Annotated in this window: 14 protein-coding genes; 4 read left to right on the top strand and 10 right to left on the bottom strand. The window is 42.8% G+C overall.

What is annotated here, in order from left to right; all coding sequences use genetic code 11:
- Positions 1-5 precede the first annotated feature (5 nt).
- From amt to B3V56_RS10605, 10 genes are all read right to left on the bottom strand, one after another.
- Positions 6-3,056: an ammonium transporter gene (gene amt, locus B3V56_RS10560; protein ID WP_289281497.1), complete on the bottom strand. Its 3,051-nt coding sequence runs from the start codon at positions 3,054-3,056 to the stop codon at positions 6-8.
- A 192-nt stretch (positions 3,057-3,248) separates the two neighbouring features.
- On the bottom strand, positions 3,249-4,013 hold the full coding sequence (locus B3V56_RS10565; RefSeq protein ID WP_286305446.1) for an elongation factor-1 alpha: 765 nt from the start codon (positions 4,011-4,013) through the stop codon (positions 3,249-3,251).
- Positions 4,014-4,091: 78 nt separating this feature from the next.
- Entirely contained in the window at positions 4,092-4,859 is a 768-nt protein-coding gene (locus B3V56_RS10570) for a DUF4197 domain-containing protein (RefSeq protein WP_289284267.1), read from the bottom strand.
- Positions 4,860-4,999: 140 nt separating this feature from the next.
- Entirely contained in the window at positions 5,000-5,209 is a 210-nt protein-coding gene (locus tag B3V56_RS10575; protein WP_286305444.1) for a cold-shock protein, read from the bottom strand.
- Between the two features lie 292 nt (positions 5,210-5,501).
- The gene (locus tag B3V56_RS10580; RefSeq protein WP_091713471.1) at positions 5,502-5,771 is read right to left on the bottom strand and encodes an oxidative damage protection protein; all 270 of its coding nucleotides are present in this window, start codon (positions 5,769-5,771) and stop codon (positions 5,502-5,504) included.
- An 8-nt stretch (positions 5,772-5,779) separates the two neighbouring features.
- On the bottom strand, positions 5,780-6,820 hold the full coding sequence (gene mutY, locus B3V56_RS10585; RefSeq protein ID WP_289284268.1) for an A/G-specific adenine glycosylase: 1,041 nt from the start codon (positions 6,818-6,820) through the stop codon (positions 5,780-5,782).
- A gap of 68 nt (positions 6,821-6,888) precedes the next feature.
- Entirely contained in the window at positions 6,889-9,357 is a 2,469-nt protein-coding gene (locus tag B3V56_RS10590; RefSeq protein WP_289284269.1) for an AsmA family protein, read from the bottom strand.
- A 65-nt stretch (positions 9,358-9,422) separates the two neighbouring features.
- Positions 9,423-11,360 carry a hypothetical protein gene (locus B3V56_RS10595; protein WP_289281501.1) on the bottom strand — a complete coding sequence of 646 codons (1,938 nt, stop codon included), beginning with the start codon at positions 11,358-11,360 and terminating at the stop codon, positions 9,423-9,425.
- A gap of 2 nt (positions 11,361-11,362) precedes the next feature.
- Positions 11,363-12,643 carry an HlyC/CorC family transporter gene (locus B3V56_RS10600; protein ID WP_286305440.1) on the bottom strand — a complete coding sequence of 427 codons (1,281 nt, stop codon included), beginning with the start codon at positions 12,641-12,643 and terminating at the stop codon, positions 11,363-11,365.
- A 6-nt stretch (positions 12,644-12,649) separates the two neighbouring features.
- On the bottom strand, positions 12,650-13,447 hold the full coding sequence (locus B3V56_RS10605) for a cytochrome C assembly family protein (RefSeq protein ID WP_286305439.1): 798 nt from the start codon (positions 13,445-13,447) through the stop codon (positions 12,650-12,652).
- Positions 13,448-13,603: 156 nt separating this feature from the next.
- Between B3V56_RS10605 and ffh the strand changes: the two genes are divergently transcribed.
- The 4 genes from ffh (at position 13,604) to trmD (ending at position 16,598) form a co-directional block, all read left to right on the top strand.
- Entirely contained in the window at positions 13,604-14,971 is a 1,368-nt protein-coding gene (gene ffh, locus B3V56_RS10610; RefSeq protein WP_286305438.1) for a signal recognition particle protein, read from the top strand.
- Between the two features lie 83 nt (positions 14,972-15,054).
- On the top strand, positions 15,055-15,303 hold the full coding sequence (gene rpsP / locus B3V56_RS10615) for a 30S ribosomal protein S16 (RefSeq protein WP_286305437.1): 249 nt from the start codon (positions 15,055-15,057) through the stop codon (positions 15,301-15,303).
- A 19-nt stretch (positions 15,304-15,322) separates the two neighbouring features.
- Positions 15,323-15,841: a ribosome maturation factor RimM gene (gene rimM, locus B3V56_RS10620; protein ID WP_289284270.1), complete on the top strand. Its 519-nt coding sequence runs from the start codon at positions 15,323-15,325 to the stop codon at positions 15,839-15,841.
- Positions 15,842-15,854: 13 nt separating this feature from the next.
- On the top strand, positions 15,855-16,598 hold the full coding sequence (trmD, locus tag B3V56_RS10625; protein ID WP_289281505.1) for a tRNA (guanosine(37)-N1)-methyltransferase TrmD: 744 nt from the start codon (positions 15,855-15,857) through the stop codon (positions 16,596-16,598).
- The last annotated feature ends 6 nt before the right edge of the window (positions 16,599-16,604 follow it).

Here is a 16,604-nt window from a genome sequence, read left to right on the forward strand (position 1 = left end):
CAGGTTTAAGTCACAGAAAGGTTTTGCTCTAATAACGTCATGACGTGTTTTGCTGCTATAGGCCGGCTGAAATAATATCCCTGATAAACATCGCAGTGGTGTTGTTTCAGGAACTGTAATTGTTCCTGATTTTCAACGCCTTCTGCGATGACTTCCAGGCCAAGACTTTTGGCTAATGTAATAATCGCTTTGCAAATCGCGGCATCTTCAATATTGATACTGCACTCTCTAATGAAGGCCTGATCAATTTTCAGCACATCCACAGGAAATTTTTTCAGGTAACTGAGTGAGGAATAGCCGGTGCCAAAATCGTCGATCGATAAGCGGATATGCGTTTTTTTCAACGCTGACAAAGCCGCAATACTTTCTTCTGTGTTGCCGGTTAAAACGCCTTCCGTAATCTCAAATTCCAGCATGTCGCCGCGGATGCCATACTGCGTCATCAGTTTTTCAACATAAGCGCTTAATGTATTGGAGTGCAGGTGATGACCTGAGATATTGATGGCGATGGGTAATAGGGTCGCACCGGCATCACGCCATGCTGACAACTGCTTGATGACATTTTCAATGACCCATTCCCCCACATCTATGATCATATTGGATTCATCAATAACCGGAATAAAGTCACCAGGCATGATTAAGCCATGATCCGGGTGTTTCCAGCGTAATAAGGCTTCAAAACCGACTACTTCACTGGTTTCACAAGACACTTTTGGTTGATATTCCAAAAATAACTGATTTTTCTTGATAGCATCAGGTAATGCATGTTCAAGTTGAAAATGTTGCAGGGATTTTTCGCTCATTTCTTCAAGGAAAACGCGATAGGTGTTGCGTCCTGCCTGCTTGGCTTTGTACATAGCAATGTCAGCGTGCTGTAACAGCTGTTCAGCTTGAACCTGACCGTTTACGGATATAGCAATACCAATGCTGGTAGGCACGACCAGATTTTGTTGAGCCAAGGTCACTGGAGCCCGCATCACACTCAAAATATCCATGGCTTTGCTTTCGGCATTCTCGAGCGTGATATCACCAGACAGGACAATGACAAACTCATCACCACCCCAACGTCCAACCAGATCAAGTTCTCGTGTCACTTTACCGAGACGATGAGCGACTTCGCATAACAGTTCATCACCGGCTTTATGACCCAGATTGTCATTAATTTTTTTGAACTGATCTAAATCCAGAAACATCAACACGACCGAACCGGGCGTTTGTTGATGATATTGCAGTAGCTGCTTTAAATGGCTCATAAAATAAGTACGGTTATAGAGCCCGGTGAGCGGATCGTTATAAGCCAGTTGTTTAAGGCGATTCTGTAGCTTTATTTGCTGGGTAATATCACGGATATGCAAGGTATATTCGACACGCGGCTGTGTTGTGTCTGTAGTTTGTGTGATGACTACTTCAGCAGGAAACTCTTCGCCATCACTTCGTGTTAACTCAGCAATATTGTGTCGTTTCAGCACCAATCCATCACCACTGACAAAGCCTTGTGATAAATTATTCATCGCTGCAGTACGAGACTGTTCAGTAATAAATAAAGCAAAAAAGTTTTGTCCCATCACTGAGCGCTTGGACATACCAAAACACTGCTCAGCAGCTGGATTAAACTCAATAATTTCTCCGCGTTCGTTGACAGTCACAATACAATCCATGGCTGCCTGCAAAATGGCACCTTTTCGAAACTCACTCTCTTTATAAGCAGAGAATGCCTGATCGCGTTGTTTTATTTCTTGATTAACCTTATCTATAACGCGATTGTATTGTTGAGCAATTTGACCCACTTCAGTGAAAGGCTCAACGGGGACAGTAGATGAAAAATCAGACTTTTGTTGCTGGTGATGCATGGCAGCAAGAAGGTCAAAAACTTCGGTACTGACACGGTGCTCCGCCACATTGAGCCCGATTAATTCTGCATTCGCATCAACACGCAGTGGATAAAAGTGATTGATTATTTTGAACACCACATAGGCAATGACAAAACTGTATAGACCGATGCTGGCAATCCCTAAAAGTTGTACTTCCAACTGATCCAATCGACTCAGCCCTGTGCCAATTTTGGCAGGGTCACCCAGTAATGCGAGTGCAACCGTGCCCCAGATACCAGCAAATAAATGCACAGGAATAACACTGATAGCATCATCGATCTTTTTCCACTCGAGCAGCTTGTCACCATAAAAAACGATAATCCCGCCGATGATGCCAATTAAAAACGCCTGGTCACTGCTCACTGCATGACAGTTTGCTGTAATAGAGACTAAACCGCCTAATACGCCGTTAATAATCATTAATACATCAACATAGCCGTCGGAGATGTATTTCAGAAGGGTGGTTGAGATACCACCCCAAAGTGCGGCAACTAAAGTATTGAGTAATATACTGGGCACATTATCTGACCAGGCCAGTGTGCTGCCACCATTAAAGCCAAACCACCCAAACCAGATAAGCATCGCACCTAACACGGCCATGGGCAGATTGCTGCCAGGGATACGTCGGTTATCGACATCATAGCGTCCAATACGTGGCCCAATGATCAAAATAGCCGCTAAGGCTACCCAGCCACCGACAGAGTGCACAACTGTTGAGCCAGCAAAATCAACAAATCCCAGCATTTCAAGCCAGCCTGTGGGAGTGCCTGTGAAAATACCTGCCCAGGCCCAATGACCGATAATAGGGTAGATACATAAGGTGATAGTCACTGTAATAATCACATAACCAATATAACTGGTGCGTTCGGCTACGGCACCAGAAACCAGGGTGGCGGCAGTGCCGCAGAACATCATCTGAAAAATAAAGAAAGTGGTGGAATTAGCTGTGGGGGTATCCCCAAACATAAAATGGCTTAAACCAAAAAAGCCAGAAACACTATCCCCAAACATAATGCCAAAGCCAATTAACCAAAAGATGGCGCTAGATATAGTAAAGTCAGTGATATTTTTTGCGGCGACGTTAATGCTGTTTTTACTGCGGACCAAGCCACTTTCCAAACAGAGAAATCCGGCCTGCATAGTAAACACAAGGCAAGCTGAGCAAAGTAACCATAATGTATCCACGACTGGGGGTACCCTTTCTAGATCTGATTTATTCTGTTTTTACGATATTTCAGAAAATAAATCTATACGTTATATAACGAAATGGAAGACTTTCCCGATAGACCAACCATTATTCTGAAGAGAAACAAATAAAAAAGCCATTTACCCGAAAGGGGTAAATGGCTTGAGTTTTAAGTAGTGTTTTGTGATGACTTATTCGTCTAATAATGCATCACGGTCGTCACTGTGGCGTTTTGGCATAATCCACATTTCATACATCGATACACACCACATAAAGGCAAATGACATCGCCATGGCGCCACCGGCTATGATGACCATCCATGCAAAGTTTGGATTAAGTTTTGTCAGCCACCATGAGCTAATGTCAACAATTAGGAAGACATAAGGTGTCACTATTGCGGTGACTTTAAGTGCTTTAGGTACGCCTGAAGCCAAGCTGAAGATTAAACCTACAAACATAAAGATAAAGGCAATACCAAATAAGTGAATATGTGAGACACGAGCGAGTGACTGGAATGAGGCGCCGGTGTCTACAACAGCACGTTCTTTGATATTTTTAAAATCGGTGTAGTCAGGGATAGGCATACCTGAGTCAGCGTTGTGACATGGGATACAATTGGCTTCAAAGATTTGTTTAATACCAGTGCCTTCATAAGCGGCTTCAGTGGCGCCCTGATGCACCCATGTAACTATGGCAGCACGATCTTCATCACTCGCCATCGGCTTCATTGAGCCACTTAGTTTGTTTTCCAATAAAGAGTTATTTCGGTTGCCATAATAGCTGATAACAATATCATCAACAGATAGACCGTATTTACCATCCGCCAAGCCATGCGTGAGTTGAATCTGAACGATAGCCATCAGATAGCCAACAGCGACCACCATCAGGTATCCACTAAACAAAGCTTTTAATGAAGTGCCTTGACTGGCGAGGTTCAGCTTGTGCGATTGAGCCATGAATTTTTCCTTTATTTTCTATGTAAGCGCTATGTTATTACATTCAATCGTTCAATAGTAGCTATTGAGAAAGATTCATTATTGAAATACAGTTTTAAGCAATTCTGTTGTGCGAGCCGTTGGGTTTTCCCGGATCTTTTTCTCTTCAGCTGCCAACATGGTAAACAAGCCATCAAGAGCCTGTTCAGTCACATAATCAGGTAAATCCATATTAATCTCTTTTCCTACCACAGGTACGTCTGCAACTTTATCGGTGAGCTGATTGTAGTACTTAGTCGAGCCCACTTGGTCCAGACTTTCCTCTATGGTTGGTTTGAATAATGTTCGTAGTTCTTCCCCTGTGTGCTGTTTGAAATATTGTGTTGCAGCGTTGTCACCACCATTCAATATTTTTTTCGCGTCATCAATGCTCATGGCTTTTATAGCATTGACTAGAATAGTCGTTGCTTGTGGTGCCGCTTTTTCAGCCGCTCTATTCATACTGGTCTCAAATTCATTTGCCAGACCTTCCATTCCAAACTGGCGCATTACCATACCCACTTTTTCAATTTGAGGAGGGAGTGGGATACGGATATCGGCATTTTTTAGATAACCGTTCGGTTGGCTGACACTCGCAACCGCACGCTCACTGCCTACCTTCAATGCTTCTTTAAGACCAGAAATAATAGTAGATATATCCAGATTGTTAGACTGTTTGGATGACGTGGCGTCTGAGATAGAGGAATTGAGTAATGTTTTACTATTTTCTTGAATATCTTTAACTAAACCGCCCCAGTCTGCCAAGGCATAAGAAGTAGTGAAGCTGAAAGCAATGCCTAAAATGATGCTGGTAGGTGTTAATTTCATGTGAGTCCTTTGCTGCAATAGTCGTTCTATGATCAATTATTTCTGGCAGCTTAATATGGCTTTATTTAAAGCGTGTTGCAAATGAAAAAGGCCGTGCAGTGATGGCTGAACGGCCTTTCTATTTTTGGTTTACTTCTTACTCAACCGGGGATGACGTTTTCTGCTTGCGGACCTTTTTGCCCCTGAGTTACCTCCATGGTAACTGTTTGACCTTCTTTCAATGTTCTAAAGCCTTCTGACTTAATCGCTGAGTGATGGACAAATACGTCTGGACCATCAACTTGCTCTATAAAACCGAATCCTTTTGCATCATTGAACCACTTAACTTTACCTGTAACTTGCTCTGCCATATCAACCTCAATTTAATAACACTATCGGCACAACTCCTTGTTGACCGATTGACACTTCTAAGAAGCTTAATGGCATTGTAACCATATAAAATAAAAAAAAGACACTTTATTTATGATAAAAAGCAATATTTTTTTTGTTACATATCCTGGGTTAAGTCTGAATGTAAAGATAATTTATGTTTTATTAAATTGTTTTATATATATTTATTGGCAATGTAATAGCTTTTGGTGATAAATAAAAAAAGGGCCGTTAAATCTAACAGCCCTCATTTTTTTGATTGGTTTGCGGATTTTATCCTTTTGGAACAAAGTCTGCTGGAGGTGCCGAACCCTCACCAAAAAAGAATTTTTCCATTTCAGTTTTCAGAAATGCTTGCGACTTAGGATCGGCAAGTGACAGCCTATATTCGTTAATCAGCATGGTTTGTTGGCTTAACCACATTTGCCATGCTTCTTTTGAAACAGATTCATAAAGCGTTTTTCCCATTTCACCAGGGTAAGGGGGGAAGTCTAAACCTTCGGCTTCTTTGTTAAGTTTTACACAGTGTATTGTGCGTGCCATATTTGCCTCTATTGTAAAGTGTGTAAAAAAGAACGCACTGGTGCCGGAAGACCCAGTTGCATAATGTCGTTTATTTTATACCAGTTGCCGATGCTGTTGTCGGTCACAGCATTAATACGTGATTTTATTAAGAGTGGTCGAATCATTAATCTGAAATGGCTAAACACATGCGTCATTTCAGGTAACTCTTCAATGCTATCGATAGAAAAATGCAAAGTCTGCTCACAATAAGCCATCAGATCCTGCTTATCCGGACGTTCTGGAAAACTCCATAAACCGCCCCAGATACCCGTTGAAGGTCTTTGCTCCATAAATAACTCATCGTTATTCTGACAGACAAGCCAGTAACATGTTCTGGTAGGGATGGCTTTTTTAGGTTTTTTTTCTGGATAAGCTGTGGGGTTACCATTGTTATAGGCTAAACAGTGGGATTGTAATGGGCAACGTGGGCAGTCCGGTTTACTTCGTGTGCAAAGTGTTGCCCCTAAATCCATTTGTGCCTGAATATAATTAGCAATACGTTTATCGGGTAGTAGTGATTCCGCTTTTTCCCATAAACTATCTTCTACTTTTTTATTGCCAGGCCAGCCATCTATCGCAAAAAAACGTGTCAGGACGCGTTTCACGTTCCCATCTAGAATAGGATATTTCTGGTGATAGGCGAGTGTCAGAATCGCACCCGCGGTAGAGCGTCCAATACCTGGTAGATTGATCAGTTCTTCTAACGTTTCTGGAAAAGCGCCGGTGTAGTCTGCGCTGACTATTTGAGCTGTTTTGTGCAAATTACGAGCACGGGCGTAGTAACCTAAACCTGACCAATACGCTAAAACATCATCTTGTTTTGCTTCGGCTAATGAGTGGACGTTGGGAAAGCGCTGAATAAATCGTGTGTAGTAATCAATGACAGTGGAAACTTGCGTTTGCTGCAACATGACTTCAGACAACCAGACGTGGTAGGGCGTTGGATTTTGTTGCCAGGGCAGATTCTTACGACCGTAGTGATCGAACCAGTCGAGTAATGCATCAGCGAAATGGAAAGGTTTTGTCATGTTTTTCAAATTAAAAGCCCGCTTGATGGTGTATCAAGGCGGGCAGATACGAAAAGAGTATTTATCGTTTAGAAGAAGTTTTTCAATTTATCTTTGACGGCATCTTCTAATTTTTTATCAGAGGACTTTTCTTCTTCAGACTCAGCATCAGTTGCATTCTCCGCCTCTGTTGATTGAGTTTCAGACTTGGCTTTTGAACCTCCTAATTTGCCACCAAGAAGACCGCCTAAATCATCTCCCAGTTTTTCTTTAAGCTTTTCTTCTGCTTTAGATTTGAGTTCTTCTTTTGCTTTATCTTTGACAAGATTAGCGAGGTCTACGGTGGGTTTAGGTTCTGAGAATGTGCCAGTGATTTTGATGGGAATGGTCACACCTTTAAGTTCTTCAAGCTCTTTACCGCCTTGACCTTTACTTGTTCCGACGACAGCGACTTTTAAGCCATAGTCTAGTGTTTCACTTGCCAGGTTGGCTTTGCCGGCGCCATCGATACGCAGCAAAGGGGATTTAACGGCGAGATCCTGATTGTTGATAACACCATTGTTTGCCGTAAACGTGCCAGACATACTGGAAAAGTCAGTTTGAACGGGCGCGTCAGATGCAGGCAGTGATTCACCTTTTAAAGCCGCTTTGGCTTTACGAATAATCTCGGCAATATTGATACCTTGCAATGCACCGTCTGTAAAAGCAAAGCCACCATTACCTGTCAGGGTTTGCTTGATTTGTGAAACGGTGGCTCCAGAGCCTGTTAACTTGGCATTCGCATTGGCGGTCCCACTGATTTTGGCATCCCCGGTCATGTCTTTGAGTAAGGGTCCAGCCTGAACATTTTTTACTTGTTCATTCAGTGACAGTTTTAATGCGTCACTGCGTGCATCAAGAATGATATTACCGTTGTATTGTCCTTGATATAAGTTTGCTTTAAGTGGGGTAAGTTTAACCAGGCCATCGCCGGCATCAATGGAAATATGAATATTTTCACTGTTCAGGCCTGTGGCTTTTAATTTGCCAATATCAATGCTGCCTTTCGCATTGATTTGGCGCAATGCATCCAGCGGTAAAGCTTCTTCAGCTGTCGCTGCTTTGTTTGCGTTGTCATTTGTGGTTGGAGTCTTATCTGTCTCTTTTTCTTCTTTTACAGGCGGCATATAGCGATCTGCATCAATTTGATCCAGTTTCAGATTGAAATTGAACGCAGGTTTGCTGAAATTGCTTACAGCAAATTGTCCTGTCAGATTACTTTGATCCAAAGTCAGAGCCAGCTGTTTTAGATTAATTTGATTGGTAGAACCACTCAGTTCTGAACGAAGTTCGACTTTCTCCAGTGTGGATTCATCGCTCATTTCAGGCAATTCAATTTTCATATCAGACGCCAATTTTCTTAAGCTGAAAGGTTGGATATGAATGCTGCCTGCAAAGGTCGGTTTCTCTTTGAGGATATCTTTAGCCTGAATATCCCCTTCAAGGAGTAAATCCTGCAGTTTTAAGACAAGAGCAGACACGGTGAGGGTCTCTTGTTTTAAGTCAGCTTTGATACCACTGGTCAGGTGAAATTCAGCTTGTTCATCAGGTAAGCTTGGATCCTGAATGGTGGCAGTGATATCTAAATTATCGATATTGGATTGCTGGGTAGCCAGATTGGAAGTGACTTGTCCCGTTAATTTGGCATCCACTTTTTGCTGGTTATTTGATGCTTTGGCTGCTAGCGCGAGGTCGCTTACTTCCACCCATTGTTTTGCTAGATCCGCTTTAATATCACCTTTAAGAGATAAATCAGCCTGATTGAAAGCCAGCTCTTTACCTTCTGCAATGGCTGAGAATGAGAAGCCCTCTAAGGCATATTGCTGTTTCTCCATGTCCACAGCAGCATTGGTTGTCAGTGTGACATGCGCTTTGGCTTCTGGTTTTGTGCTGATGACATCAAAGTCCATATCAACAGCCGTAGGAACGCCTGGTTCGAGAGGGTCCGTTGTCAGATTAAGATTACGTAACTGATAACTTTCTCCTTTAGACGCATCTGACCAGAGAATATTAGCATTGCTGAGTTTGATGCCAGCAACGGTGATGGTTTGTAATGCGGGACTGGATTGTTCATCAGAATCAGCTGTAGATTCCGTCTCGGTAGCTGTTGCTTCTTCTGTGGCATCAGGCTTAACCAGATCATCCCAGTTGGTTTTACCACTTTTATCTGTTTCAAGATTAAGCACAAGACCATCGAGGATGATGGTATCCATTTCTAACTGCTTTTTTAGTAGCGGAATAAGCTTGATACGAATTTCTGCGGCCTGAACTTTAGCAAATGTATCTGCTTTAAAACCCTCTGCATTGCTTAGTGACAGCGGACCTAGATCTAGGGCAATCCAGGGAAACACCGATAAACCAATATCACCCTGTAGAGTCAAATTTCGTCCAGTGACTTTTTCAACTTCACGTGAAATTTCATCTTTATAGTCGTTAGGATCGATGAAAAATGGCAGAGCAATAAGGCCTGCTATAACAATAACGATTAAAAAGACGACAATTTTTATAAAGGTACGCATATTGGTATTCCGTTTTTGAGTTTTTATCTCGACATGTCCGTCCATGATATGCGATCGACACGCATTTATGAACCAAGATTGAGGCTGTAGTTGAAAATTTCATAATCCAAACTGCTGTCGATAAGCCCATTAGCAATAATTGAATTAGATAGATTTTGCCCTTCGAGCCGTATTTTTCTTTTGGGTGAGAATAAGCCTTTGTCTGTCAAAATGATGTGTGAGCGAGAATCAAATTCTGTCTCCAGTAACAAACCAGGATGTGCTTCCTCATCATTCTCGGGGTGGCATTTTACAGGAACTGGTCGTCCCTCTATTTGTTCAAGCCCAATCTGGACGTCATTATGGATATCAATTTGTAACCATTTGATGACAGCCAGCATAAGAAGGCTGTTTTTTTCGAAAATACCCACAAAATCACCGATATTTAGGTGATAACAGCCTTTATTCGCGCGTTTTGCCATCAACCCTGTCTGGCTCTTATTAATTAATTGCCACTCCAGCGCATTGACGACATTACCTTGAAGGCTTTGATGAACTGACTCTAGACCTAAACTGATATGTATGGGCTTGGATGACTGTTCTCTGATACGTTCAAAACGTCGCTCATAAGTTGTGTTGAGTTGAGGAATAATATGTTTGACCAGTCTCAATTCCGACGACATGACCGTCTGTGTACGATGACTTTTTGCATCGCGTAACGTTGATTCAATGGCTCTTAATACGGCTTGTGTGTCCAGACGCCGACTTGTTGGGGCATGTCTTATTGGTATGTCTGTTTTATGAAGTGGTTGTGGACAGATATCCTGCTTAGCATCAATGCAGAAGTGCCCCAGTAGTAAGAAGCGACTATTCACCTTACTTTGCTGTTCAGACATGCTGTCGATCACAATCTTATCGGTGAATTGCGCCATAAGTCTGTACAAGCGCAGCACATCAAACCTCATCTGACTATAAGGATCGGTCAATGCAGTCAGAACAATCTGGCCATAAATTTCGAAAAAACTACGACTTTGATAATAAGGTTTAACGGAGACGTCCTGATGTAAAGTTTGTGCTTGTTCTTGATAGATAAACATTTCGTGCAGCTGTTTCCAGGCGCCAGTTGGGGCTAGCCGGTAGTACTGAAAGTTATGAAGTAACTGCAAGCTAAGCATCTCAGCCGTTCTGTTCAGTGCCAACAACATGATTGGATTAGCAAGTGGCGTTTTCCCACGTTGGTAATGAACCTGAATGATTTGTTGATAGGCTATGGACAGCAAACTGATGAGCTCGTTTATCAGGCTTATCGTACGAAGACTTTCCGTGTTGATATATAAATCACGCTTTACTGCGGCGATATCACGGGTGAACAATAGTTCGTTGACCTGAGCCCGATACATTTCTAATAGCTGCAGTAAGAGGCCTGGTTTGATTTTCTGATGAAGAAGCGCTTTCAGGTTGCTTAATAAAGAAGGGACTCGTTGATAAAAATCATGGGGTAGTTGGTTGATCCATATCAGTAGTAATGCTGGATCTTTTATTGCTGAAGCCGTACTTGTTTCATGCGTAATGACTTGCAAGTTCAATGCAGGAAGGTGGGGCGCGGGTCTTTTTTGAATACGAATGAAGTCTGTAATTTTGCTGAGCCAGCTTTTTTTATCGGTTTGAATTGGTTGTAAATTAGTCTCATCCGCTAACTGCAAATGCTGCTTTGACAATTGTTCTGCTGCCAGGTTTAGTGTTTCAGCAAACTGGGTTTTATGCAGCGGTTTTTTGAGAATGATATCAATGGCATCGTTATGCTCAGACTGGTGGGTCAACAGTGCGGCCAGGGTGGAGGAATGATTTTTCCACGCTTTGAGCCCTGCAGCTGAGTCAAAACTATAAATTTCTAAATCAGCATCATGTTTTTCTGTAATAGTCCACTGACAAGTGAGTAAGGGCGATGCGATACGTAACATCGACTTTAAGGCACGACTTTCACTTTCGCTCAGACCAGATAATTTTATATATCTGAGCGACAAGTTTATTCTTCCTGTTCCAGTTCAGACTGTAAATGTCTGATACGCACTGTTTTAATGGCGTTATCTGATGTCTGAATGACCTCAATAACGTATTCTCCCATTCGAACGCTGACGCCAGGATCAGGGATACTTTCCAGATACTCAAGCACGAGACCGTTGATGGTTTTAGGGCCATCTGTTGGTAAGTCCCAGCTATTATTTCGATTTATTTCGCGAATGTTGGCCGTACCGTTGATAAGATAACTGCCATCATTTTGTGGATGAATATCTTTGTCTTCGTCAATGGTATCAGCGGTGAACTCACCTACGATTTCCCGGAAAATATCTTCCAGTGTTATCAGGCCTAATAGATCGCCATATTCATCCACAACCAGCCCTGTTCTACGGCGATTTCTTTGGAAGTTGATGAGTTGTGTATTTAAAGGCGTGCCTTCTGGAACAAAGTAAGCACCTTTAATGATACTGCGGAGACTGTCCAGAGTGAGATTATTCTGTGAGATGAGATGTAAGGCTTTGCGTAGGTGAAGAATACCCACAATATTATCCATACTGTCTTCATAAACAGGTAAACGGGTATGACCACAATGAGAGAGTTGTTGCACAATCTCAGGAAAAGGGGCATTGATATCCAAACCTTCGATTTCATTTCTTGGCACCATGACGTCATTCACCGTCACTTTTTCCAGATCAAGGATGCTCATCAGCATGTCTTTGTGACGTGTTGGAATCATGCTACCCGCTTCCATTAGTGCGACCCGCAGCTCTTCAGTATTAATCGCTGAAGTAGCCGCTTGTTCTGGTGACACACCAAACAGTCTGACCATATTATTGGTAATACCATTTGTGAACCAGACAAGTGGGTATAACAAGAATAGTAGAGGTTTCAATACAAAGCTGGCTGGAAAAGCGACTTTTTCAGGGTGTAAGGCTGCCAGTGTTTTTGGTGTGACCTCCGCGAAAAGCAACACAATAAGTGTGAGTGCAAACGTGGCGGCAACGATACCGTTTTCTCCAAGCAGTTTTATGCCAATGACTGTCGCGATAGCTGAAGCGAGGATATTGACGAAATTATTGCCAAGTAGAATGAGGCCGATCAGTCTGTCGGGGCGATTTAATAGCTGACTGGCAATCACCGCGCCACGGTGACCTTCTTGTTCTAAATGTCTCAGACGATAACGGTTGAGTGACATTAACGCTGTTTCTGAGCTTGAGAAAAATGCCGACAGAAACAATAAAAAAAATAGGATAAGGAATAGAACCAATATAGAGGTTTCTTCTAGCATAAACCGTTAGCTCATCAAGTATTCAAGAACGAATTTACTGCCCATATAAGCAAGTAACAAAAAAATAAATCCAGCAAGTGTCCATTTCACTGCTGTTTGTCCGCGCCAGCCATATCGCCATCTTCCCCAAAGCAGACTGGCAAATACACACCAGGCAATGATAGACAGGACGGTCTTGTGCACAAGATGCTGAGCAAAGAGATCATCAACAAACATCAGGCCAGTAATCAAGCCCAGCGTCAATAGTACAAAGCCACTGCTCAAGAGTTGAAAGAGGGCCCGTTCCATCGTTTGTAGGGGCGGTAGTTTTCGGATTAACCCATTCAAGTGACGTTGATGAAGTTGTTTTTCCTGGACCGCTAGGATGATGGCTTGTATGGCAGCGAGCATAAAAAAACTATAAGCGGCAAGCGATAATAGTATATGCCATTCCAATGCGGGTTGAGAGATAGATGGAGGCTCAGGAGAGGGGAGCTCCACCTTTAGCATCAAGCTCAAGGCCACCAGAGGATAGACAATAATGCCTGGATGCGTATTAGGTAAACGAAAACCGATAATCAACGCGATAAATGCCATCAGCCAAGTGGTCAGTGAAAATGTTGTAAACAGACCCAGTTCCCAACCTCCAGCATTTCTCATGGTAAAAAAGATATCTGTGCCATGAAAAAGTAATGCCATGATGATCAAAATCCCAACGGGGATACTGGCATTGACTGACGTTGGATCCTTTTGTACAAAACGTCTGATAAGAATAACGCTACTGCTTAAATAAAGTAGAAATGCTAATGCATTCGCTATTGCCATAATTATGTGTGATCCTTGAACCTAATTTTTTTACCCTATTACTTCAATAATATAACGATGTAACAATGACCGAAACAATATATCAGTTATAATGGTGTATTGAATTAACTAATCCTAAAATTCTTATTAGGACATCATCAGCTAACAAGGTGATCTATGTTTGATAGCTTAAGCGATAGACTCGGCAGTACACTCAAAAAAATTCGTGGTCAGGGACGTATCACTGAAGAAAATGTCAAAGAAACACTTCGTGAAGTACGTATGGCATTACTTGAGGCTGATGTCGCTCTACCCGTGGTGCGCGAGTTCATTGAAAATGTCAAAGAACGCGCGATGGGGCAAGATGTTCTCCGTAGTTTAACGCCAGGTCAGGCTTTAGTAAAAATCGTTAATGATGAACTCGTCGCTGTCATGGGCGATGGCTCTTCATCACTGAATCTTAATACCCAGCCACCCGCTGTAATCTTAATGGCTGGCCTACAAGGTGCAGGTAAAACAACCAGTGTGGCGAAGTTAGCTAGATGGCTAAAAGAGCGTGAGCGTAAATCTGTCATGGTCGCTAGTGCGGACGTTTATCGACCTGCCGCGATTGATCAATTAGAAACACTTGCAAAAGAAGTTGATGCTCGATTTTTCCCCAGCCAGTCTTCACAAAATCCGGTTGATATCGCTCGTGATGCCATAGAGCAAGCAAAGCGAGATTATGTCGATGTGGTCATCATTGATACGGCTGGTCGATTGCATATCGATGATGACATGATGGATGAGATTAAGCAGATTCATACTGCTATTAATCCGATTGAAACGTTATTTACCGTCGATAGTATGACCGGCCAAGATGCCGCGAATACCGCAAAAGCATTTAATGAAGCCTTACCCCTGACAGGGGTCATTCTCACTAAGACAGATGGTGATGCTCGTGGTGGTGCCGCCTTATCAATAAGGCATATTACTGGTAAACCCATTAAGTTTATGGGCGTAGGTGAAAAAACAGCGGCACTTGAACCTTTCCATCCTGATCGTGTTGTCTCACGAATCCTCGGAATGGGCGATGTGCTGTCATTGGTCGAAGAAGCTCAGCGTAAAATGGATGTTGGCTCGGCAGAAAAGCTGGCTAATAAACTGAAAAAAGGTAAAGGCTTTGACCTGGAAGATTTTCAGGAACAATTGCGCCAAATGGGCAAGATGGGCGGAATAGGTTCTTTAATGGAAAAAATGCCTGGCATGGGTAATATTCCGGCTGCGGCTAAACAGCAGGTGAATGACAAAGAGTTAGCCAAGCTCGAAGCTATTATCAATTCCATGACGAAGAAAGAACGACAAAAGCCTGAAATTATCAAAGGCTCGCGCAAAAAAAGAATAGCCGCGGGGAGTGGCACACAAATTCAAGATGTGAACCGTCTTCTAAAACAGTTTAGCCAGATGCAAAAAATGATGAAGAAGATGGGTTCTAAAGGCGGGATGGCCAAAATGATGAGAGGTTTAGGTGGTAAATTTCCAATGGGCGGGGGCCTTCCTTTCTAATAAGTGTTAAAAGGACTTTTCAAATATCGGAGAGTTGCGTAGAATACGACGGTTTTCCGATCCAGTTTTCAACGGGCTAAATTATGGTAACAATTAGATTGACACGCAGTGGCGCAAAAAAACGCCCTTTTTACGGTATCGTCGTAACAGACTCACGCAGCAAACGTGATGGTCGTTACATCGAACGCGTTGGTTTCTTCAACCCGGTTGCTCGTGGTCAAGAAGAAAAGCTTCGCGTTGACTTAGACCGTGTTGCTCATTGGATCAGCCAAGGCGCGCAAACATCAGAACGCGTTGCTAAGCTGATTGAAGAAGCACAAAAAGCAGCATAAATCGCAAGGGCGCTAGGATATGTCAACATCCGAGGAGTTTATCCCGGTAGGTAAAATATCCGGTGCCTTTGGCGTCAAAGGTTGGGTCAAAGTGTATTCTTTTACTGAACCTAGGGCGAATATCCTGCAATATTCACCACTGTTTTTATCAAGACGTGGTGAATGGCTTGAGATAAAAGTATCTGGAGGCCGTTTGCAAGGAAAAGGGGTTGTGATGGGAATTGAGAACGTCACAGACCGCGATCAGGTTCAGCCACTACTTGGTGCTGAGTTGGCGATTAAAAAATCTCAACTGGAACCTGCTGATGAAGATGAGTTTTATTGGAATGACTTAGAAGGTCTGACCGTAATCAATCTTCAGCAAGAAATATTAGGAAAAGTTGACCATCTGCTTGAAACCGGTGCAAATGACGTGTTGGTTGTTAAAGCTGAAGGCAATAAAACTGAGATATTGATTCCCTTTGTTGTGGATGAGATTGTAAAACTGGTCGATTTGGATGAAGAACTAATCCAAGTTGATTGGAGTAAAGACTATTGATGGGAGACGGATAATGCACTTAGGTGTGATATCCCTTTTTCCTGAAATGTTTGATGCGGTTACTCATTACGGTGTAACAGGCAGAGCGGTAACAAATGGTTTATTGAAAGTAGACTACTGGAATCCGCGAGATTTTGCTTATGACCGACATCGAACTGTAGACGACAGGCCATATGGCGGTGGTCCTGGTATGGTAATGAAAGTTGCGCCTCTGCAAGAGGCAATATCATCAGCAAAAGAAAAGCTGGGTGAAGATGCAACGGTTATCTATCTCTCACCGCAGGGCAGAAAACTGGACCAGAAAAGTCTGCAACAACTGGTTGGTAAAGAGAAGTTGATTCTGCTGGCCGGGCGTTATGAAGGCGTTGATGAACGCTTGATAGAAAAAGAAATTGATGAGGAGTGGTCGATAGGTGACTACGTCCTTAGTGGTGGAGAATTGGCAGCCATGGTGATGATCGATGGCATGGCCAGGTTGATACCCGGTGTATTAGGTGATGAGCAGTCTGCAGAGCAAGATTCTTTTGTAGCAGGCTTGCTGGACTACCCACATTACACCAGACCAGAAGTTTTAGATGACCAGTCAGTACCCGAGGTATTGCTGGGAGGCGACCATGAAGCAATTCGTAAATGGCGTCTCAAACAGTCCTTGGGACGAACATGGTTGCGACGACCTGATTTATTAGACAAAGACACGTTGACTAATGAACAGGCTGCGTTATTAAAAGAGTTTATTGCCGAGAGCGGGCAGGATTAGTTGGGA

Source organism: Methylophaga sp. UBA2513 (assembly GCF_002341285.1).
In the GTDB taxonomy this organism is placed as follows: Bacteria; Pseudomonadota; Gammaproteobacteria; order Nitrosococcales; family Methylophagaceae; genus Methylophaga; species Methylophaga marina.